The sequence below is a fragment of the Devosia sp. genome (assembly GCF_028290645.1).
Taxonomy (GTDB): Bacteria; Pseudomonadota; Alphaproteobacteria; order Rhizobiales; family Devosiaceae; genus Devosia_A.
Genome location: NZ_JAQGJL010000393.1, coordinates 1 through 20,094, shown reverse-complemented (window position 1 = coordinate 20,094; position 20,094 = coordinate 1). Strand labels below are relative to the sequence as shown.

At 64.8% G+C, this 20,094-nt stretch carries 23 protein-coding genes; 7 read left to right on the top strand and 16 right to left on the bottom strand.

The window, feature by feature from the left end; translation table 11 throughout:
* The 6 genes from JWQ89_RS20955 to JWQ89_RS20930 form a co-directional block, all read right to left on the bottom strand.
* Nucleotides 1-464 (bottom strand): BON domain-containing protein (locus JWQ89_RS20955; protein ID WP_299644331.1); only part of this gene is annotated, 464 nt, incomplete at its 3' end.
* Between the two features lie 100 nt (nt 465-564).
* Nucleotides 565-981 carry an antibiotic biosynthesis monooxygenase gene (locus JWQ89_RS20950; protein WP_299644329.1) on the bottom strand — a complete coding sequence of 139 codons (417 nt, stop codon included), beginning with the start codon at nt 979-981 and terminating at the stop codon, nt 565-567.
* A 2-nt stretch (nt 982-983) separates the two neighbouring features.
* Complete coding sequence (locus tag JWQ89_RS20945) at nt 984-1,640, bottom strand: BON domain-containing protein (protein WP_299644326.1); 657 nt, start codon at nt 1,638-1,640, stop codon at nt 984-986.
* Between the two features lie 156 nt (nt 1,641-1,796).
* Nucleotides 1,797-2,249: an Hsp20/alpha crystallin family protein gene (locus JWQ89_RS20940; RefSeq protein ID WP_299644324.1), complete on the bottom strand. Its 453-nt coding sequence runs from the start codon at nt 2,247-2,249 to the stop codon at nt 1,797-1,799.
* A gap of 100 nt (nt 2,250-2,349) precedes the next feature.
* Nucleotides 2,350-2,745: an Hsp20/alpha crystallin family protein gene (locus JWQ89_RS20935; RefSeq protein ID WP_299644321.1), complete on the bottom strand. Its 396-nt coding sequence runs from the start codon at nt 2,743-2,745 to the stop codon at nt 2,350-2,352.
* Between the two features lie 10 nt (nt 2,746-2,755).
* A complete protein-coding gene (locus JWQ89_RS20930; protein ID WP_299644319.1) occupies nt 2,756-3,148 on the bottom strand; it encodes an Hsp20/alpha crystallin family protein in 393 nt (130 codons plus the stop codon).
* Between the two features lie 192 nt (nt 3,149-3,340).
* Between JWQ89_RS20930 and JWQ89_RS20925 the strand changes: the two genes are divergently transcribed.
* Together JWQ89_RS20925 and JWQ89_RS20920 are read left to right on the top strand one after the other, a co-directional pair.
* Complete coding sequence (locus tag JWQ89_RS20925; RefSeq protein ID WP_299644318.1) at nt 3,341-4,249, top strand: J domain-containing protein; 909 nt, start codon at nt 3,341-3,343, stop codon at nt 4,247-4,249.
* Complete coding sequence (locus tag JWQ89_RS20920; protein ID WP_299644316.1) at nt 4,250-4,552, top strand: chaperone modulator CbpM; 303 nt, start codon at nt 4,250-4,252, stop codon at nt 4,550-4,552.
* Here JWQ89_RS20920 and grpE read toward each other — a convergent pair.
* From grpE to JWQ89_RS20905, 3 genes are all read right to left on the bottom strand, one after another.
* Nucleotides 4,542-5,129: a nucleotide exchange factor GrpE gene (grpE, locus tag JWQ89_RS20915; RefSeq protein ID WP_299644315.1), complete on the bottom strand. Its 588-nt coding sequence runs from the start codon at nt 5,127-5,129 to the stop codon at nt 4,542-4,544. The genes JWQ89_RS20920 and grpE overlap by 11 nt on opposite strands.
* Before the next feature lie 17 nt (nt 5,130-5,146).
* Nucleotides 5,147-7,069, bottom strand: coding sequence for a molecular chaperone DnaK (gene dnaK / locus JWQ89_RS20910; protein WP_299644312.1), 1,923 nt, complete (start codon nt 7,067-7,069; stop codon nt 5,147-5,149).
* 94 nt (nt 7,070-7,163) lie between these two features.
* Complete coding sequence (locus tag JWQ89_RS20905) at nt 7,164-7,820, bottom strand: hypothetical protein (protein ID WP_299644310.1); 657 nt, start codon at nt 7,818-7,820, stop codon at nt 7,164-7,166.
* A 494-nt stretch (nt 7,821-8,314) separates the two neighbouring features.
* Here JWQ89_RS20905 and JWQ89_RS20900 point away from each other — a divergent pair, with 494 nt between their 5' ends.
* Nucleotides 8,315-9,925 (top strand): ATP-binding protein, encoded by a 1,611-nt coding sequence (locus JWQ89_RS20900; RefSeq protein ID WP_299644307.1) that lies wholly within the window; start codon nt 8,315-8,317, stop codon nt 9,923-9,925.
* Nucleotides 9,922-10,569, top strand: a complete 648-nt coding sequence (locus JWQ89_RS20895) for a response regulator (RefSeq protein ID WP_299644305.1) — start codon at nt 9,922-9,924, stop codon at nt 10,567-10,569. The genes JWQ89_RS20900 and JWQ89_RS20895 overlap by 4 nt, the downstream gene beginning before the upstream one ends.
* On the opposite strand, the gene JWQ89_RS20890 is transcribed toward JWQ89_RS20895, so the two are convergent.
* Nucleotides 10,566-11,225: a cyclic nucleotide-binding domain-containing protein gene (locus JWQ89_RS20890; protein ID WP_299644303.1), complete on the bottom strand. Its 660-nt coding sequence runs from the start codon at nt 11,223-11,225 to the stop codon at nt 10,566-10,568. The two genes, JWQ89_RS20895 and JWQ89_RS20890, sit on opposite strands and share 4 nt — an antisense overlap.
* Before the next feature lie 274 nt (nt 11,226-11,499).
* Here JWQ89_RS20890 and JWQ89_RS20885 point away from each other — a divergent pair, with 274 nt between their 5' ends.
* Nucleotides 11,500-13,815 (top strand): ATP-binding protein, encoded by a 2,316-nt coding sequence (locus JWQ89_RS20885; protein WP_299644301.1) that lies wholly within the window; start codon nt 11,500-11,502, stop codon nt 13,813-13,815.
* On the opposite strand, the gene JWQ89_RS20880 is transcribed toward JWQ89_RS20885, so the two are convergent.
* On the bottom strand, nt 13,804-14,298 hold the full coding sequence (locus JWQ89_RS20880; RefSeq protein ID WP_299644300.1) for a hypothetical protein: 495 nt from the start codon (nt 14,296-14,298) through the stop codon (nt 13,804-13,806). The genes JWQ89_RS20885 and JWQ89_RS20880 overlap by 12 nt on opposite strands.
* Before the next feature lie 209 nt (nt 14,299-14,507).
* Nucleotides 14,508-14,804 (bottom strand): DUF1150 family protein, encoded by a 297-nt coding sequence (locus JWQ89_RS20875; protein WP_299644297.1) that lies wholly within the window; start codon nt 14,802-14,804, stop codon nt 14,508-14,510.
* A 440-nt stretch (nt 14,805-15,244) separates the two neighbouring features.
* On the opposite strand from JWQ89_RS20875, the gene JWQ89_RS20870 reads away from it, so the two are divergent.
* Both JWQ89_RS20870 and JWQ89_RS20865 read left to right on the top strand, forming a co-directional pair.
* Nucleotides 15,245-15,577, top strand: a complete 333-nt coding sequence (locus JWQ89_RS20870) for a hypothetical protein (RefSeq protein ID WP_299644295.1) — start codon at nt 15,245-15,247, stop codon at nt 15,575-15,577.
* 375 nt (nt 15,578-15,952) lie between these two features.
* The gene (locus JWQ89_RS20865) at nt 15,953-16,396 is read left to right on the top strand and encodes a hypothetical protein (RefSeq protein WP_299644293.1); all 444 of its coding nucleotides are present in this window, start codon (nt 15,953-15,955) and stop codon (nt 16,394-16,396) included.
* 347 nt (nt 16,397-16,743) lie between these two features.
* On the opposite strand, the gene JWQ89_RS20860 is transcribed toward JWQ89_RS20865, so the two are convergent.
* From JWQ89_RS20860 to JWQ89_RS20845, 4 genes are read right to left on the bottom strand one after another with little or no spacing between them, the layout of a single operon-like run.
* A complete protein-coding gene (locus JWQ89_RS20860; RefSeq protein WP_299644292.1) occupies nt 16,744-17,538 on the bottom strand; it encodes a sugar isomerase domain-containing protein in 795 nt (264 codons plus the stop codon).
* Nucleotides 17,539-17,562: 24 nt separating this feature from the next.
* Nucleotides 17,563-18,309 carry a GntR family transcriptional regulator gene (locus JWQ89_RS20855; protein ID WP_299644288.1) on the bottom strand — a complete coding sequence of 249 codons (747 nt, stop codon included), beginning with the start codon at nt 18,307-18,309 and terminating at the stop codon, nt 17,563-17,565.
* The gene (locus JWQ89_RS20850) at nt 18,302-19,183 is read right to left on the bottom strand and encodes an ROK family protein (protein WP_299644286.1); all 882 of its coding nucleotides are present in this window, start codon (nt 19,181-19,183) and stop codon (nt 18,302-18,304) included. Before JWQ89_RS20850 ends, JWQ89_RS20855 begins: the two co-directional genes overlap by 8 nt.
* Complete coding sequence (locus tag JWQ89_RS20845) at nt 19,180-20,085, bottom strand: carbohydrate ABC transporter permease (RefSeq protein ID WP_299644332.1); 906 nt, start codon at nt 20,083-20,085, stop codon at nt 19,180-19,182. The genes JWQ89_RS20850 and JWQ89_RS20845 overlap by 4 nt, the downstream gene beginning before the upstream one ends.
* Between the last annotated feature and the right edge of the window lie 9 nt (nt 20,086-20,094).

Here is a 20,094-nt window from a genome sequence, read left to right as displayed (position 1 = left end):
TTCCTCTGCAGCATCGCGGCGCCGGCCGTAGGTTTCACGACCAAGTCATTGGTGATCCCCCGGACGCCGCGCGCCCGGCCGGCATTTTCGGCCACCCGCTCGCGCTGCGATTGGGTGGGAACCTGTCCCTCGAGCGTCACCCAGCCATTTTCGACCGTCACCTTGATGCGATCGGCGATCTCAGGCATCTCGTGATCGAGCACCACAACGATGTCCTGGGCGATGCTTGGATCCGGCCGCTCGTCGATGGCCGGGAGGCGAACTTCAAGGTCGTTGGCGATGCTGGCGACACCCGGAATCCGCTTGGCCATATCTTCGGCCAGCCATCTCTGGGTGAAACTCTCGACGAACCCGGTGAACGTGATCACACCGCCGCTCTCGGCTACCGCGATGTTGAGGCCACGGAGCTCCGGAATACCCGCGAGCGCGGCTTCGACCTGATCCCTGAGCGACTGGTCTTCCATCTTCCAAAACCCTTGTGTCCGGTGTCGAAGAGCAGCCTAGCGGTGCGGCCCGAGGCAGCCTTGATGAGCGTCAGTTTCCTTGTGGTCGCCACGGGGCCGGCTAAGGCAGCTTGGCCACCAGCACGTCGCACAACTCGATGGAAGGCGGCCGAGCGAGACAATCTCCCACCGCCCGCAACAACCTCCCGGCGACTTCCCCGTTCAGGTCGAGATCGCGTGCCGCCTCGTCGGGGAAGGCAGCAAAGATGCCGAACTGCCTGCGATTCAGGCGCAGGGCGAACCAGGAGGTGGTCTCGTGCTCCTGGTTGGCGATCTCGATAGCCCGCAAGAGCAGGTGCTGGGCTTCGACATCGCGGCCCCGCTGGGCCGCGATGCGGATGAACACCCCCTTGGTTACGAACTGCTCCCCGGCAGTCGAGCCGGCGGCGACCGGAATCCACCCCGGCGGGTCGCTCGCGGGGAAGGAATCCTCGCTCGCGAGCGTCACCGGGTCGGGGTCGTCCTCACCGCCGGCCACGATCAGGCCCAGTCGACGGCGATCAGGTTGTTCACCGTAGTGACGCCCGGCGCCCGCCAGGCGGCACGTTCCGCCTCTTCCTTCTCGGCCCAGGACTTCACGGTGCCCCGCAAGGTCACCTCCGAGCCGTTGACATCCACGGTGATCCGCTGGGCATCCAGTTCGGCATGGCGCCGCAGCGCTTCCTGGATCTTGGTCTTGATCTCGACCGGCTGGAGCTTCGGCTTCAGGGTGATGAGATTGGAGACACCCTTAATACCCTGGACCCGGCGCACGGCGGCCTCTGCCCGGCTGCGCTGGTACTCCCACTCCACGTCTCCCTCGAGAGTGAGCCAACCATTCTTCACCACCATCTTGATCAGATCGGAGGAATAGGGCAGCTCGGCCTTCAGCTTGGCGACCGCATCGCGCGCGATATCGGGGTCAGGCCGATCCATGCCGGTGGGCAGGCGGACCTCGATATCGTTGGCCACGGCGCGCACCCCGGCGACCCGCTTGGCGATCCGTTCCGCTTCCCATTTCTGCGTATAGCTGCGCACGAAGCCGGCCAGTGTCGCAACGCCCTCCTTCACCGAGACGGCGATGTCGGTTGCATCGATGTCCGGATCCCATGTGAGCTCGGCCTCTATGTCGCGCCTGATGTCGCTGTCGGTTCGCATAGTTCGTAACTCCAGATAAGTTGAGGGTTGTCGCCGCGTAAGTGGCCTGGAAACTCTAGAATTTCGGCCCGGAGCGGCAATGATCGCCGTCACTTTCGTGTCGCAAAAAATGCCCCGCGGAGGAGCCGCGGGGCGGGGGTGCGAGTGCCGGGATGCTCAGTCGTGCCGAACGCTGATCTTCCTTTGCCGGGATTGCGCATCAGCCGACTTCGGAATGGCGACAGTTAGGACGCCGTTCTTGAAGCGAGCCGTTGCCTCGTCGGGTTCCGCGCCCGGCGGGAGTGCGATGGTCCGCTCGAGCATGCCAAAACTGCGTTCCCGCACAATCGCGCTGCCGTCGCGCTCCTTGCGCTTTTCCTCCCGTTGGGCTCGGATTGTGACGCTGTCCGGCCCGACGCTCACCTCTATGTCGTCCTCGCTGAAACCGGGCAACTCGGCGACAACGTCGATCTCCTTGCCGGTGTCGCGGACATCGATATTGAACCCACGCCCTGCTTCATCGTCGAAGAAGCGGCCGATGGCGTTGCGCGACATCTGGTTCGAGAGGGGGAAGGAGACGAAGTTCCAGAACTCGTCGAACGCCCGGTCGACATCGGCCTGCAGCGCCATGACCGGATCGCTCTCGCGATCCGTGCGTGTTGACGGTACGTTGGTGCGGGAGCCGCGCTGCCCGAAGGGAACAAGATCGCGTATGCCCATGTCATCCTCCTCAGTTCAGCTTGACCGAAATCTTCTTGGCGGGTGAGGGCACCTGCTTGGGTAGCGTCACGCGCAGGACGCCATCCCTGAGCACGGCATCGATATTGTTGCCGTCGATCCGGTCCGAGACGATGAACTTCCGCTCGAAGGTCCCGTCGCGATATTCGGCATAGATCGGGGCATAGCCCTCGGGGGCGGTCGATACCGATTGTGCCGAGATGCTGAGGATGCCCTGGTCGAACGAGACGTCGAGGGTGTCCGGGTCGGCCCCGGGCACGTCGAGCACCATCAGGAAGGCGTCCTGCCGCTCGATGATGTCGGTTGGCGGCAGCAGGGACGGGCCGGTACGCATGGACTCCGCGTCGCCGGACATGGTGTCCTGGCCGTTATCGGTGAACTCTGCCATTTCGTCCTCCTCAAGCTCTCTGGACCTTGATGCGGCGGGGCCGTTCGGCTTCCGGCCGCGGGAGCTCGAGCGTCAGCACGCCTTGCCTGAAGCTCGCCTTGACGGATTCCGGATCGAGGCGGAAGGGGAGGGTGAAGCTGCGGGCGAAGGCTCCCGTGGTGCGCTCGGCGCGATGGACCACGTCGCCCTCCGCGAGCGGCTCGGGCTCGCGGGTGCCGCGCAGCGTGACGGTGTCCTGGTGTACGGCGATGTCGAGGGCGTCCGGCTCGACCCCTGGCACTTCGGCAGTCAGCACGGCGCCCTCGGCATTGGCCCAGACATTCATCACGGGATACTCGGGGATGGCCGGAGCGAACCGGAGGCCACCGATGGCGCGGCTGAGATCGGATTGGACCTGGCGCATCTGCGCGAAGGGATTCCCACGACGCGTGGGGGCTTGATAGGGACTGAGCATTGCATTCTCCCGAGTGATTCTGGCGCCGATCAGCGCCTCGGGATCAGCTTGACGGCCTGCGCAGGGGCGGTCCTTGACGCCCGTCAATTCCCTGACGGCCAGGAAGCTTAACCTCCTCCATCTCAAGTTGAGGAGCTGGCGATGGCAGACAACCCGTACGACGTGATCGGCGTCAAGCGCGACGCCTCGCAGAAGGAAATCCAGCGGGTCTACCGCCAGCAGGCCAAGAAACTGCATCCCGATCTCAACCCGGGGGATGCGGCCGCCGAACAGAAGTTCAAGGAACTCAACGCCGCCTACGAACTCGTGGGCGATCCGGAAAAGCGCAAGCGCTTCGACGCCGGCGAAATCGATGCCGCCGGCCAGGAAGCGCCACAGCGGCGATACTACCGGGACTTTGCGGGGGCGGATGCAGGGGCCAACGCCTATCGCTCCAGCGCCGGTTTCGCCGACTTCGGCGACAGCGATGACATCTTCGCCAACCTGTTCGGCAGGGGCGCACGCGGCTTCCGGACACGCGGCGCCGACATCCGCTATCGCCTCGAGGTCGACTTCCTCGATGCCGTCAACGGCGCGACGCGCCAGGTGGTGCTGTCGGACGGCTCGAGCATCGACATCAACATCCCGCCCGGTACCCGCGACGGCCAGGTGCTCCGCCTGCGCGGCAAGGGACAACCCGGTGCCGGTGACGGGCCGGCCGGCGACGCCCTGATCGAGATCGGCGTGCGCCCGCACCGACTGTTCACCCGCGACGGCGACGACATCAGATTCGACCTGCCCATCTCGCTCACCGAGGCGGTCCTCGGCGGCAAGATCCGCGTGCCGACGCCGACCGGAACGGTCATGGCGACGGTGCCGAAATGGTCGAGCAGCGGCAAGGTGCTGCGGCTGCGCGGCAAGGGTGTGCCCCGGCGCGATGGCTCGCGCGGCGATGCCTATGCCAAGCTGGCGGTGATGTTGCCGGACAAGCCTGATCCGGCGCTCGAGACTTTCGTCGCCGACTGGCCCGCCGGCAAGGCCCATCAGCCGCGCCAGAAACTGGTGGCCTAGATGCTGACCGCCCAGCAACTTTGCGTTGAACTGAGGATCGACAAGAATGTCCTCGAACTCTGGATGTCCGAAGGCTGGCTGTTGCCGGTGATCCAGGACGGTGCGCCGCGCTACTCGGAGGTCGACATCGCCCGGGGACGGCTGATCAGGGAGCTGGGGGAGGATTTTGGGGTCAATGCCGAGGGCACGGCCATCATCCTCGATCTGCTCGACCAACTCTACGGCGTTCGCCTGGCGCTCAGCCGCGTCAGCGCCGGGCAACCCGCCCGGCCCGAGCCGGTCGTCCGGCGCGTCAGTCGTTGAGCGGCGCGATGTTCTCGTTGTTCGCGACGCCCACCCTCGCCGGCCGCAACAGCCGGTCGTGGATGACATATCCCGGCTGGATCACTTCGATAACCGCGCCGTTGTCGAAGTTTGGATCGGCTCGCTGATAGACCGCCTCATGGAATCGCGGGTCGAACGGCTCGCCAATCGGCTCGAGCTTCCTGATGCCATGCTTGCCCAGCGCGGCCAGAAGGTTGCGCTCGGTCGCCACCACGCCTGACAGCAACTGGTCGACTGCCTCGTCCGGCGGGGTGCTGTCCACGGCCCGCCGCAGGTTGTCGAGGGAGTCGAGCAGGTCGCCGGCAAGCCGGGATGCCGCATAGCGCACGGCCTCCTCACGCTCGCGTTGACCCAGCTTGCGGGCATTGTCCTGGTCCGCCATCACGCGCAGCAACCGGTCCTTGGTCTCGGCCAGCTCCTTCTCGCTCGCTGCCAGCCGGGCGTGTATCTCCGCGTCGGCCTCCACCGCGTCGCGTTCCGACCCATTGCCATGGCGTGGCGATGAATCGGAGTGCGAATGCCCGCCCTTGGCGTGTTCGAGGTCATGCTTGGACATAAACCGCATCCTGACCGCTATGAGGCGCGCTTGTGCGCAGAACCATCGTCGACGTCCTCGAACTCGGCGTCGATGACGTTGTCGTCATCGCCTGCCGCATCGCCAGGACTGCTCTGGTCATGCCCGTTGCCGGGGGCACCGGTCCGCGCCGCGGCCTGCAATTGCTGCGTCGCGCTTGCCAATACCGAAGTCTTGCTCTCGATGTCGGCCTTGTTGTCGCCCTCGACCGCCTTCCGTAGCGCTTCGAGCGCCGTCTCCACCGCCTGCTTCTGCGGGGCAGGGGCATTGGGTCCGGCTTCGTTGAGGGCGCGTTGGGCGGCGGCGATTTGCGCGTCGCCCTGGTTCTTGGCTTCGATCAGCGCCCTTCGCGCCTTGTCCGCTTCGGCATTCTGCTCGGCCTCCCTGACCATCCGGTCGATATCCTGCTGCGAAAGTCCGCCGGAACTCTCGATCTTGATCTGCTGCTCCTTGCCGGACTGCTTGTCCCTGGCCGAGACATTGACGATGCCATTGGCGTCGATGTCGAACGTGACCTCGATCTGGGGTACGCCGCGCGGGGCAGGGGGGATGCCGACGAGGTCGAACTGACCCAGCAGCTTGTTGTCGGCCGCCATTTCCCGCTCACCCTGGAAGACCCGGATGGTCACGGCGTTCTGGTTGTCCTCGGCGGTCGAGAACGTCTGGCTCTTCTTGGTCGGCACCGTCGTGTTGCGATCGATCAGCTTGGTGAACACACCACCCAGCGTCTCAATCCCGAGCGACAGGGGCGTCACGTCGAGCAGCAGCACGTTGGACACATCGCCCTGCAGCACGCCCGCCTGGATGGCGGCGCCGACGGCGACCACCTCGTCCGGGTTGACGCCCTTGTGCGGCTCTTTCTTGAACAGCTCTTTCACTGTCTCCTGAACCTTGGGCATGCGCGTCTGCCCGCCGACCAGAACCACCTCTTCGAGGTCCTCCGGCTTGAGGTTCGCGTCCTTGAGCGCCGCCTGGCAGGGCGGAACGGTGCGCTTGATCAGGTCGTCCACCAGCTCCTCGAGCTTGGCGCGCCGGACCTTGATGTCGAGATGCTTCGGCCCCGAGGCGTCCGCAGTGATGAAGGGCAGGCTGACGGTAGTCTCGAGCGTTGTCGACAGCTCGATCTTCGCCTTCTCGGCCGCGTCCTTCAGCCGCTGCAGCGCCAGCCGGTCCTGCCTCAGGTCGATGCCCTGGTCCTTCCGGAACTCTTCGGCCAGGTAGTCGACGAGGCGCTGGTCGAAATCCTCGCCGCCGAGAAAGGTGTCGCCATTGGTGGAGCGTACCTCGAACACGCCGTCGCCGATGTCGAGGATCGAGACGTCGAACGTGCCGCCACCGAGATCATAGACCGCGACTTCGCCGTGCCCCTGCTTCTCGAGCCCGTAAGCCAGGGCGGCGGCGGTAGGCTCGTTGATGATACGCAGAACCTCGAGGCCCGCCACCGTCCCCGCGTCCTTGGTGGCCTGCCGTTGAGAATCGTTGAAATAGGCGGGCACGGTGATCACCGCCTGGGTCACCTTGGTGCCCAGATAGCGCTCCGCCGTTTCCTTCATCTTGGTCAGGATGAACGAACTGATCTGGCTCGGGCTGTACCTCTTGCCCTGGCACTCCACCCACGCATCGCCGTTCGGACCCGCGACGATCTTGTAGGGCACCAGTCCCTTGTCCTTTTCGACCATCGGGTCGTCATAGCGCCGGCCGATCAGCCGCTTGATCGCGAAAATGGTGTTCTCGGGATTGGTCACGGCCTGGCGCTTGGCCGGCCACCCCACCAGAACCTGGCCATCCTTGGCGAAGGCGACATAGGAGGGCGTCGTCCGTTGCCCTTCTTCGTTCTCGATCACCTTGGCCTGCCCGCCTTCCATGATGGCGACGCAGCTATTGGTGGTGCCCAGGTCAATACCGATTGCTTTCGATGCCATCTCCGCCTCCTAAGCCGGCTACGCGAGGGCGGGTGAGCCAACGCGGGATCACCGCATCTGGAGGGGCAAAGCAAGGCGGACGCGTTGACGGTCGTCAATGGATCGGGGGGTGCTCGCGCTCCAGCAGGGGGTCGGGCTGGAAATCGGAGAGCGGAACGTCGGCGAGGCGCTTGTCGATCTCTATGTCATGCACGCGCACGCCGTCGGCGCCGCAGCTGCGCAAGATCTCCTGGGCGTGCGCCTCCTGTTCGGGGCCGCGAGTGCGCACCCAGAGCACGATACCGCCGGCCTTGAGGTCCGCTTCGATCTCCCTGGCCTGCCGGTTGCCGATGATCCTTGCCGCGGACGCGCCTAGCGTACCGGTCAGGGCCCCGGTCGCGGCCGCGGCGACAAGCGCCAGCGCAAAGCCGCCGCCCGTCGCGACCACTGTCATCGCGGTGGCGAAGGCGCCCACCGAGAAGAGCGTCTGGAACGCTCCGATGGTGGTCATCTCCTGATCGTCACGCGTTATGAGCGCCCGTCGCGGGACGCCCGGAATATCTGGCAGTTCCTCGATCGGCACGAACACCGTACCGAGGCGTGACCGGACGGATTCGATATCGCCCATGATGTCGATGTCGGCGCGTTGGAAACCCGCCCCGAGGAGCGCGTCGATTGCCTTCTCCAGCGCCTCCTTGGTGTGCAGGATTCCAGCCGCTTCGCGGACTACTGCAGTCTCGACGATGGGGTCTGGATCTTCTTCGGGCGTCATTTCATTGCGCCTCCGAGGGGTTGCGACCGCGGTCGCAACATCGTGAGGATAGACTACGACCGATCCAACTCATTGACAGTCATCATTTAGTGAGTTGCTCGTGATCTTCAGCCTCGCCATGACCCTCAAGGATAAACAAAGTTGATGCTCCGTCGCGGGCTTAGGAGTACCGTATCCAAAGGATAATTGAGCAATTACTGGCGTAGTAACCCAGCGACGCTTCGTGGCGGGTCGCCCAAGCAGCGCATATTGGAGCGGTCGCATGAGCCACGGACGAACTATCGTAGTAGCGGGCCTCCGATACCCTGCCGACGCTGTGTGTGCGGGGTATTTCAGATGAGGCGCGCACCGGGGCCGCACTGAAGGCAGCGGTCATCAGAATGAAGCGGTCGCAACCCCATGCATGGCTTGAAGACCTCTCTGATCCTTCCGTACTCCGGCTGTGTATTCGCGACCTCATAGCGCTCTCGAGCTTGCCCGCGCTGTGGGCGGACATGACCATTTCCGAGATGTGCGACAGCCTCGGGGCTGCGCTGATCTCGATGCTCGACGGCGAGCTTGTCTACGTTCGGCTGACGGATGCCGAGGGCGAGTTGAACGCTGAGACTGCACAAACGAGGCTCGGCCCCGCCGGCGGCATCATACCCACGCTTCGTCGCAGCCTCGGGTCATGGCTGGCGCAGCGAAACGTTGGCCACGGGAAGACTGCCAATCCATTTGGGTCGGGCACGCTGACCATCGCCTCGGCGGACATCGGTAGCCGTTGGGGGAGAATCGTCATCGGTTCGGAGGCCGCGGAATTTCCGAGCGCCTCGCAGCGCCTGTTGCTGGATGTTGCGGCCGATCAGTTCAGTACGGCACTCTGGCGGAGACGGGCCGAGGACGCGGGGACGCGCTACCGGGCCACGGTCAATGGCTCTTCCGAGTTCATCGGCATTGCCAATCTGGAGGGAAGCACGGACTACCTGAACGCGGCGGGCCGGCTGCTCGTGGGGCTGGGAACTGCCGACCAGCTGGACGGTCGTCATGTCCTCGACTTCATCGCCGAGGCGGACCGGGACCTTGTCAAGAAAAGCGTCCTGCCCGTGGCGAAGCGCAGCGGGCACTGGAGCGGGGAGTTTCGTCTGCGTCACATGCAGAGCGGAGCCGATATCCCGGTGTTCGCCGATGTCTTCACCATCGACCACCCGCGCACCGAACACCCGAGGAACATCGCCACCATCTGCCGCAGCGTCAGCGGGATCGAGCGATCGCAGCTGCAGCTTCGCCGTACCAACGAGGACCTTGCCGAACGGCTTGCTCTGCTGACATCCGAGCTCGCGGACGTGCGGGAAAGGCTGCTTGCCGAGGCGTCCGAACGGGGGCGAGCTGACGCCATCGGCCGCGAGGTACAACTGGAACTCTATCAGGCCATGCGGATCGGGGCGGCGGGAGAGATGGCCGTGAATATCGCCCATGAGCTTAGCCAGCCCCTGACCGCCGCTGCCAATTCGCTGGGCGCCATCCGCCGCACCGTCGCCTCCGAGCGGCCCCCGGCCGAGACGCTCGAGCTTGTCGGGGAGGCGGCGGATCAGATCCGTCGGGCCAGCACCATACTGCGCCGGCTGCGCGGATTCATCGGACACGGCAAGTCGACGCCGCGCCTCGAGGATGTGGCGGCGATACTGGACGACGCGGTCGGCCTGGCCATGGTCGGCGCCAGCGCACTGGGCGTTCGGGTGGCGGTGCACTACGATCCGGATGTCTCGCACGTCTACGTCGATCGCATCCAGGTGCAGCAGGTGATCGTGAATCTGGTCCGCAACGCCATCGAGGCAATGGCGGACAGCGTAAGGCGGGAATTGACCATCGAGGTGACGCGCACGCCCGACGACATGATCGAGGTCGCGGTAGCCGATAGCGGGCCCGGCCTGACTGAGGACGTGGCCGACCGGTTGTTCGTGCCGTATGTCACCACCAAGGGGCACGGAATGGGGCTCGGCCTGGCGATCTCGAGGTCCATGGTTCAGGCCAACGGGGGCGACCTTACATTCGGCCCCGGGGAGGGCGGCGGCACCGTGTTCCGGTTCACCCTGGCCCCGCGGCCGCCCAGGCGACTGCAATGACGGATCGGCTCGTCCACGTCGTAGACGACGATCCGGGCGTCCTGCGATCGATTGGCCGGTTGTTGAAATCCGCCGGATACAGAGTCGCCCTCTACCCCTCCGCCACTGCACTGCTTGCCCACGGCCAGGCGATGGAGCCCGGCTGCATCCTGATCGACATGCTGATGCCCGACATCGATGGATTGTCGCTGCTCGAGGAGCTTCGCCGTCGCCACGTCGAGCTGCCGGCCATCGTCATGACCGGCGAAACAGATGCCGACAGGATACTGCAGGCCACTCAGCTTGGTGCGGCCGGGTTTCTCGAGAAGCCGTTTGGGGAAGAGGATCTGCTGGACGCGATCCAAATGGCATACCCGCCGGCCGCCCCGCAGCTCGACGGCGAGAACCAGAGAGACACCATCGAAGATGCCGTCTCCCGGATGGAGGCCCTGTCCACGCGCGAGAGGCAGGTGCTCATTGCCCTCGCCCGCGGAGAGACGCAGAAGGTCATTGCGTTCGACCTCGGCATCAGTGTGAGGACTGTGGAAGTGCACCGGGCGCGGATGCTCCGGCGGCTTGGTTTCAAGAACGTGGCGCAGGCTATTCGTCTGGCCGTGATTGCCGAGCTTGGGAGTGACGGTCCTCCTCCGCCTGACGAAAGCTAGTGCTGCGCTGTGATCTGCACCTTGCGCGGACCGCCCAGATGAATGGCTCCGGAGGTCTTCAATTCGGTCATCGCGCGACAGACGGTCTCGACTGAAAGCCCCAGTTGATCGGCGATGTCGTAGCGGGAAACGGGCAGGACCATGCCGTCATTGCGAAGGTCCGGAATGCGCTCGGACAGATGGGCGAGGAATGCCCGCACCTTCTCGGGCGCCCGCATCGTGCCGACGACGAGCAGATGTTCCTGCAGCCGGGAGATCGTCATGTATAGCCGCTGACGGAATTCTCTCGCGACCTGCGGATCATTGTCAGCCATTTCTTCGATCCGCCGTCTAGAGTAGCTGGCGACGATGGTGTCCTCGACCACCGCCTGGACGGCGAAGCGGTGCGTGCTCGAGGGCGTGAAGCCGAAGAAGTCGCCGGGCAGCAGTATATCGACAATCTGCCGCCGGCCATCGGGCCGAACGATACACTGTCGGGCCGCCCCGGATATGACGCAGTACAGGTCTTCAGCCCATTCGTCCTGGTAGACGATATCCTGATCGCGCGGCCAGCGCTTGATGTTGGCATAAGATTGTAACGCCAGAGGTGGAGTTGGTAATGAGTATTTTGGTGGCAATGTTGATGTATTCGCGCTGAGTTGGGCTGATGAATGCATGGTGGCCTCCGGATTTGACATGAGGACTTTTCTGGTCCGGCAAAAGCGACCATCCGGGAACCACCGGCAAGAGCCCATTGCGGGAAACTGCGTTAAGGGCAAGCCCTTACTCCGGGGCGCGGCAACACGTAGTCCGATCGCTACAAGCGATCCGTGACGTAGCCCCGGAGGTTGGTTTGCCTAGGGAGGGGACGTGCGCAGAACCCACTATCGCCGTACGTGGCAACGCGCCTAAGGTGATGTCGGGGTGGGGCTCTTGGTTTGGACCCGAGCTATGACCGAGACATCCGATCTCCGATCCGTTCTCATGGAAGTCCTCGATGCAATCATGGAGTTGCAGCAGGCCGATTTCGGCGACATCCAGCTCTACGACGAAGCAGCCGCGACGCTCACCATCGTGGCGCATCGCGGCCTCGATCCGGCCTTTCTCGGCCACTTCAAGACCATAGACGCGGGCGATGGCTCGGCCTGGGGGCTGGCCCTTCGGTCGGGACACCACATCGTCATTGAAGACGCAACCGTCGATCCCACGTTCGAACCCCATCACAGCATCGCCGCCTCGACAGGATCTCGCGGCCTCCAGTCGACACCCCTATACGATCGCAACAGCGGCAAGCCGATCGGCATATTGTCGACCCGTTTTCGCCAGCCGTACCGCCCCACGGAGCGCGACCTGCGTCTGACCGGCCTGTTTGCCCGGCAGGCGGCGGACGTGATCGGCTTTCGCCTAGCCGACGAGCGGCGTCGCAAGAATGACGCGCAGATGAGGGTCATCCTGGACCAGGTCCCCGCCGCCGCCGCCCTGGTCGATCGTGAAGGACGGCTAGTGCTGCGTGGCGGACCGCTGGGCGGCTCGTCGGGCGATGCGACGCCGTCCCAAGATCGTCAACCGCCCAAGGGTCAGTGCGGCGCTGCTCCCTCCGGCGCCGTATCGATCCTGCAGGATATCGAGGCCGAAAAACGGGCGCGGGGCCGGCTGGTCGAGAGCGAGGCCCGGCTGCAGGCCGCCGTCGATCTCGTGAAACTGGGGCTTTACGAGTGGGACCCGCAGACCCACGAGTTGCGGTGGGACGAGACGGTGAAGGCGATGTGGGGGCTGCAGCCCAATGCCGAGGTCGATTACGATTTGTGGCTGAGGGCAGTGCACCCGGACGACGTCGGACGCATCGAGGCCGCCATCCGCCACAGCACCGACCCCTCCGGCGATGGCGCCTATGACGTCGAATATCGGGTCATCGGCATCGGCGACGGCATCGAGCGCTGGGTGGCGACGCGCGGTCAGACCATTTTCGAGAACGGCAAGGCGGTGTCCTTCTACGGCGTTGCCATCAACGTGACCGACCAGAAGCGCCTCGAGGCCATTCTCGAGCGCCGCGTCGAGGCCCGGACGCAGGAGTTCGACGCGGTCAACCGGCAGTTGCGCGCCCAGATCGAACAGCGCGAGGTTGCCGAGGCGAAGGTCCAGCAGCTGCAACGGCTCGATGCGATCGGGCAGATCACCTCGGGCGTAGCACATGACTTCAACAATCTGCTGACTGTCGTGCTCACCAATGCGCGGCTTCTCTCGCGCACGGTGAAGCGTCCCGATGACAAGGAGGGCGTCGACCTGATCCTCGCCGCCGCCGAGCGCGGCACCAAGCTTACCGCGCAGTTGATGGCATTCTCGCGCAAACAGCGCCTCGAGCCCCAGGCCGTTACCCTCAACGACAAGATCGAGGGAATGCTTGATCTGCTCGGTGTAACCCTTGGCGACGCCGTTCACGTCGAGACTGCCCTGGATCCCCACCTGTGGCCGGCTCTGGTCGATCCGACCCAGATCGAGCTGATCATCCTCAACCTGGCGATCAATGCGCGCGACGCCATGCAGGCCCAGGGCACGCTCACCCTCGAGACCTCCAACACGGTGATCGAGCGCGAGCCGAGCCGGCTCGAGGAGCCGGCGCCAGGGGACTACGTGGCCCTCACCGTCAGGGATACCGGCGCCGGGATAGCGGACGACGTGCTGCCGCGAGTCTTCGAGCCGTTCTTCACCACCAAGCCGCCCGGAAAAGGCTCGGGACTGGGGCTGGCCCAGGTCTTCGGGGTCGCCAAGCAATCGGGCGGCGGCGTGCAGATAGCGACGCAGCTGGGAAAGGGGACCTCGTTGACGATCTACCTCCCGCGCGCGCCCGAGACCGAGGGTGCGTTGGAAAGCCCTCACACCGACGCGGACGCGTCGCCAAAGGCGGCGAACCACTCGACTGTCCTCGTCGTGGATGACGATAGGGCCGTCCTCACCTCGACGCTGAGAATGCTGGATTTCCTGGGATACTCGACCGTTCCGGCCAGCAGCGGCGCTGAAGCGCTGGCACTGCTCACCGATCGCACCAAGGTGGATCTCGTCCTCGCCGACTACACGATGCCCGACATCAACGGCGTTGATCTCGCGCGCTCGATCCATGACGTCTTTCCGGAATTGCCCGTCGTGCTCGTCACTGGCAACAGCAACGTGGACGCGCTCGGGACGCTCGACGCGTCCAGAATCCTGCACAAGCCCTACGCGGAGCGAGATCTGGCGGAGGCCCTCGAACGGGCGAGGCTAGTGGAATGACCTGCGCTCAAGCGTCGATTGCAGCGCAATCGAGCGATATACGAGGCAGAACCCCTGCATGATGGCCAGATAGGCGGGGTAGCGAGACGCGAACCCGTCGGCCATGTGAAGCAGCTCCGGATTGTCCTCCTGCAATTGATCGCAGGCGGCAAGGGTGAAGCCATCGGCGCTGTGCTCCTCGATTTCCCCGACAATAATCGCGCGGGTTTCCGCGCTGACGCGGGGCAGAAGCAGGTTGCCGAGTGTCTTGTCGAAGGCCAGCGCCTCGGCGACGAGCAGCCGGTAGAACATAGCGAAGCCGACCATGATCCGTTCGGAGTTGCCGACGTCCCGCGCGCATTTCGACATCATGTCGAGCACCTCGGGATTCTCCGCCTTCAGCGTCCGCCTCACCCAGGCGAGACAGCTCACCGGGCCGAGGTCGTCGAACTCGCGCGAAATCCGTTCGCGAGTCAGCTCGCTCACGCGGGGAATGAAACTCATCTGAAGCTCGTCTCCTGGTATGCAGCTGGACTCTCGCAATTCCATGCCAGCGCCGAAACTTACCATGCGGAAAGGAACATTACGTTTCATTCACGAGATACCCACCGGTAACGCACCGTGGCGTGCCCAAGTGCGCAGTGGTTGTGCCCCTGGCGCCGATCGAGGTAGGGAACCTTGTTCGGCACCTGTCAGGGGCAGGCCCACGCAGGTCAGTGCAGCGACACCACGGCGTGGCGCTGTTCCGCCAGCCATTCCTGCGCCTCAGCGGCGCTATCAGCCACGAGTAGCGGCCTGCAGTCGGCGGAGACGACCAGCTGGTACTGTTCCTCCTCGTCGAAATCCGGATCGCCCAGCAGCTGGGCCAGCTGGGCGCCGCTGATCTGGCGGACATAGACGAGGTCATCGCCGCCGAGGGCCTGGAACTCTGCAGGGGTCAAATCCTTGAGCGGATGCGCCGCAGGTTTCTCGATCGAAAGGTCCCGAATGTCGTCGTGCCAGTCTTGCATTTTACTCTCCTCTACCAGAGGGGTGACGCGGGAGGCACGATGCTCTCCCACCGATATCGGACCGTCGCCTGACGCTCCGTTTCTGTTCATCCAAAGGTAGTCGGGAGGCCACTAATCTCTCAATCCTACGTACGTTCGCAGTATTGGTGCGTAGGTCTGTGAGGCTCATACGTGGGTTTGTGACACCGATCCCTAGGCACCGCGACCGGGGCTTTTTGCCCGGCGGGACTGGCGTTCGGGCCTGCGACCTGTGCAAGCGCTAGCCAGCGGCGCGCCCTGGGGTCCGCATCGCCGAAGCAACGGGCCACACCAAGGTATACTGCCCACACACACACATTCTACTGGCGGCTACGCCCGCATAGTGGCTGGAGCCCCCCAACAGCAACTACATCCAGGTTCGCCGGCGCCACGTATTGCCAGGCAAGTCTTGGAGACCAGTCATGACCTACCCCCACCCCGCGCTTTCTCGGATCTCACTCGCCGCTGCAGCGGCGATCCTCTTGCTGACGCCGCTTTCGGCCATCGCCGCCGGCGAGGTCGTGCCCAGTGGCGGTCTTGCGGTCGCCAACAGCCCGGTCGACGACTCGGTGGCGGTGGACCAGCCGATCGAAGGCGGCGCCTACGCCGTCCAGCAGTGCACCGACAACGCGACCTATTGCCGTGTAAACCAGGGTCAGAACTCGGTCGGCTGGGTCAACGGATCGTTGCTCTTCGGAGCGCAGCCAGCTGTCCCCACGCCCAACTATGGCCCCCCGATCGTTCCCAACTACTGAGCTCGATCTGACAGCGGGCAAGCGAGACAATTCGCAGATACCATGCTGCTGCCTCCTGCGGCGAGCCCCCCACAAATCGCAAGGCCATATCCATTGTTCGTCAGCTGGTTATGAGCAAACCACTGACGAACTCGGGGTGGGCGGCAACATTCGATCACGGTGCACACCAACAAGCACCGCACGACCCGCTGGCGAACCCAGCTGCCTACAACGTCGGCGACGAAGGCCCTGGTGGGGGTCGGATCGGAGCTGCGCGCGTAGCTGCTGGCCTAGCGCCTCGTGAAAAATCGTTCCGGATGGGAACACTGCTGCTTCAACTAGGTTGTCCGGAAATCCGCGCAGAGAACGCGGCTACCCGCAACAGAGGAGAAGCTTATGAGCAAGTTACTTTTGGCGCCGTCAGCCCTCATGGTCGCTGCGGCTCTCTTCACACCGGTCGCCATGGCTCAGACGCCGGCAGCGAGCGATGCCAGTACCCTCAAGTGCAGTGACCTCGCCGGCCTGTCGGTGGACGAGTCGCACGACCTGGTCATCTATATTGCCGGCTATCAGCGAGGGTTGGCTCAGGGGCAGGGTGCGGGTAGCGCAACGACGAGCGGAACCACGGCAACCGCCCCCGCTGCAACCACCGCCACTACCCCGCCGGCGGACAACGCCATGGCCGCCAACACTGCAACCCCTGCCGCCGCTCCTTCAAAACTCGCCCAGTTGGTAGGTCTGGGAGTAGAGCCTCAGGCAATCGTCACCGCTTGCGGCTCGACACCGGACATGACGGTTGTCGATGTCATCACAAGCAATTCGAAGAGCCCGACACCATAATCAGGCCTGACGGAGGCCCCGGTGTCCTCATGGGAGCCGGGGCCTTTTCTTTCGGGAAATCCTAGCTGGCGCAGCGGACGCCCGCGGCCACAGCGGGCCGTCCGCTGCTCGGAGGGGCAAACAAGCAACGGTGACGGGTTGAGGTTCCGGCACTTCGGTTTCCACTCACCGTCCAACGCCGAACCTGCCGTTTCGGCACAACAGATGCCCGCCACGGGCGGAAGCTCCAAGCATCATCATGCCACGCCTCGCCGTCGAGCATGGGGGCGCCGGTATAGGCGGTAAGTGTCTGGGTCATATCGAAGATGTCCCGGGCGCCAGGATGGGCTCGCGCCCGGGACTGTCCATCAGCCTTCGGCGGCCATGGATTTCTTGAACTGCGGCAGGTGCTTCTGCTGCGCCTCGAGCATGCGTTCCCGATAGACGCCGTAGATGATGTCGGTGTCGTGCAGCGTTACGCCCGGAATGGTCGGCGACGCAAACACCGGCAGCTCGATGCCCCGATCGGCCAGCTTCTGGGCACTCTCGGCCAGCAGCTCATGCATCATCATCATCGCCAGCACCGTCGACGAGCCGGCCACTGGACGGCTCCAGCCCTTGATGTCGACGATCGCGTCCTCGACCGGCGAGCCGGTGTCGATGACGATGTCGGCTGCATGCGGCAGGCGCTTGCCCGAGCTGTGGGTCGCCGGCTTCGACGCGTTGGACTTGGCGGTGATGGCAACCACCGTCAGTCCGCGTTTCTTGGCGTAGAGCGCAGTATCGATGCCCGAGGCGTTGCTGCCCGAGTGGCCGAAAATGATGATGGTGTCGCCGGCGTTCAGTGGCTGGTGATCGAGGAACTTCTCGGCATAGTTCTCGGTACGCTCGAGCCACAGCAACTCGCGCACACCGCCGGCACCGAGGATGTTGTGCCACATGACGCGCGGATCGGTCAGCGGATTGAAGCCCACATAGGAGCCGTAGCGCGGATAGGTTTCCTGCACCGGCAGCACCGAGTGGCCCGACCCGTAAAGGTGCACGAGGCCGTTGTTGGCCAAGGTTTCCGCCACGGCGGACGAGGCCTTGTCGAAGGCGTCGGCATTCGCCCCGGCGGTAGCTTCGGCGATCTTCAGCAGCTTGCTGATATACAGAGTGGACATAGGTTTGCCTTTCAGAACAAAGCGTCACACGTAGAGGGTGGAGCGGATCTCGTAGCGGTCCGCGCGCATGGTGGAGAGGGCGTATTCGAACGGCCCTCTCGAATCGTAGGCGATACGTTCGACCTCGAAGGCCGGCGTGCCCGCCGTGAGCTGGATCATCTCGGCATCGGTCTCGGCCACCCGGCCGACGCGATAGACTTCCTTGGCTTTCACCGGGTGGATGCCGCAGTGCTCTTTCAGCCAGCCGTAGAGCGACTGCACGTTCGCCGCGTCCTCGAACAGCCCCGGCACCCGCACCTCGGGCAGGTGGCTGGTCTGGATGCCGATCGGCATGCCGTTGCCGAGCCGGAGCCGGCGCAGTTGCACAACCGGATCGCCCTTCGCGATCTCCAGCGCGTCGGCCATCTCTTCGTTGGCTGCAACCCGGTGCGCCTCGATGAGCCTCGTCCCCGCTGCCAGCGCCAGCGTCCTCATTTCATCGGTGAAGCTGGTGAGCCCGCGCACGCCAGCCACCACCGTCGCCGAGCGCACGAACGTCCCGCGGCCATGCTCGCGCCGCAGCAACCCCGCCTCCTCGAGGTTGCGCAACGCATGTCTCAGCGTGATGCGCGAAATGCCCAGCATCTCGCCGAGCCGATCCTCGTTTGGAATCTGCGAGCCCGACCTCCATTCGCCCTGCTCGATCAACGTGCGCAGCGCCATCTCGGCCTGGTGCCACAGCGGTTCGGGCCGGCGCCTGTCGGGCTTCAGCAGGCCTGTCGGTTCAGCCATGCCCATTCCTCCAGTTTGGCCCATAGGCGCCCGCCAACGCCGCACCAACGAGGCCGGCCTTTGGCCCGAAATGCCCGGGTCGTATGTCGATATCCCTGAGATGCGGCGGCAGCTGCCGCCTCAGCGCAGGAAGAATGAGCGGTTTCAAGACATCCACCGAAGCCGCAACGCCGCCCGCCAGGATGATCGCCTCGGGATCAAGCAGCGCTACCGCCCCTGCGAGGGCCGCCCCCAATGCCTGCATCGAAGGCAGCAGCGCCGCCAACGCCGCGTCGTCGCCATTTCTTGCCTCAGTAACCAGTGCCGAACCGCTATCGAGTCCGACACGCCTGGCTGCCGCATCCAGCGCCCGCCCCGAGGCCATCCGCTCCAGCCAACCGCTGCGATCCTCGCCCGGGTCGTCCACGTCCGCGACCGCCCAGCCGAACGAGCACGCCCCGCCACGGCTGCCGGCAACGATGCGCCCACCGGCCAGCACCGCCGACCCGATCCCGGTCCCGATCGCCAGCAAGATCGCGTCGCCCAGCCCGGCCGCCGCCCCGGCCTTCGCCTCGGCCAGCAGCGCCAGCTGAGCATCATTGCCCAACCCGATCGAAACCCCCGGCAACCGCGCCGCCAAGTCCAGACCATCGAGATAGCCAAGGTTCGGCACCCACCGGCACACCGAGCCCTCCGCAAGGCCCGGTATCCCGAGCCCCAGCCGCGTCGCCCCATGCTCGGCCAGTTGCAGCTGCAGCAATTCCATGAACGCAGGCAACGTCTGCGGCGCCGCCCATTCGCCCACCGGTCCGACCGCGGCAGGGTCGCCCACATCGGCAACACCCGCGCGGAATCGCGTACCCCCGAGGTCGACGGCCAGGATCGTGTCGCTCATCCCTTCACCCCCGACGAAACCACCGAGTCGACGAAGAACCGCTGCAGGATCACGAACAACAGCACCGGCGGCAGCACTGCCAGCGTCGCGCCAGCCATCACCAGCCCGGTGTTCATCGCGCCGCGGTTGTAGCTCAACAGCCGCGAGAGCGAGATGACGATGGGGTACTGCTCGGCGTTGCCCTGCAGCACCGTCAGCGGCCACAGATAGCTATTCCAGTGATAGACAAAGGCGAACAGCGTCAGCGCCGCGATCGCCGGCATTACCGCCGGCGCCACGATCTGGAACAGCACCCGCAGCTCCGAGGCCCCATCCACGCGGGCGGCTTCGATCAGCTCGTCCGGCACCCCCTTGATGAACTGCCGCATCAGGAAAATCCCGAACGCATTGGCAAGGTTCGGCACGATCACCCCGGCAAGGCTGGCGTTCAGGCCCAGATATCCGGTGATCCGGTAGAGCGGGATCAGCGTCACGATCGGCGGCAGGAACATCGTCGCGATCAGCAGCGCGAACAGCGGCTCCTTGTAGCGGAACTGGTACTTGGCGAAGGCATAGCCCGCCATCAGGCTCGTCACGTTGATCGCCGCAGTCGTCACCAGCGCGATGATCGCCGAATTGAGGAACGACCGCCCAAGGCTCACCACCTCGGCCACCTGCGTGAACGCATCGAGGCTCGGCGCACCCGGCAGCCACACCGGTGGCACCTGCATTGTCTCCTGCGGCGTCTTGAGGCTGGTGAGGATCATCCAGGCCAGCGGAAACGCCGCGATCACCGCCGCGACGATGATCACGAGAACCAGCAGTACGCTGACCGGCGTCAGCTTGTAGCGCGGGCGTTCGAGCAGTCGACGGTCCGCGGCGATGGTGGTTGCCATGCTCATGCCGCCTTCGCCTCTCGAGATCGGGCGAAC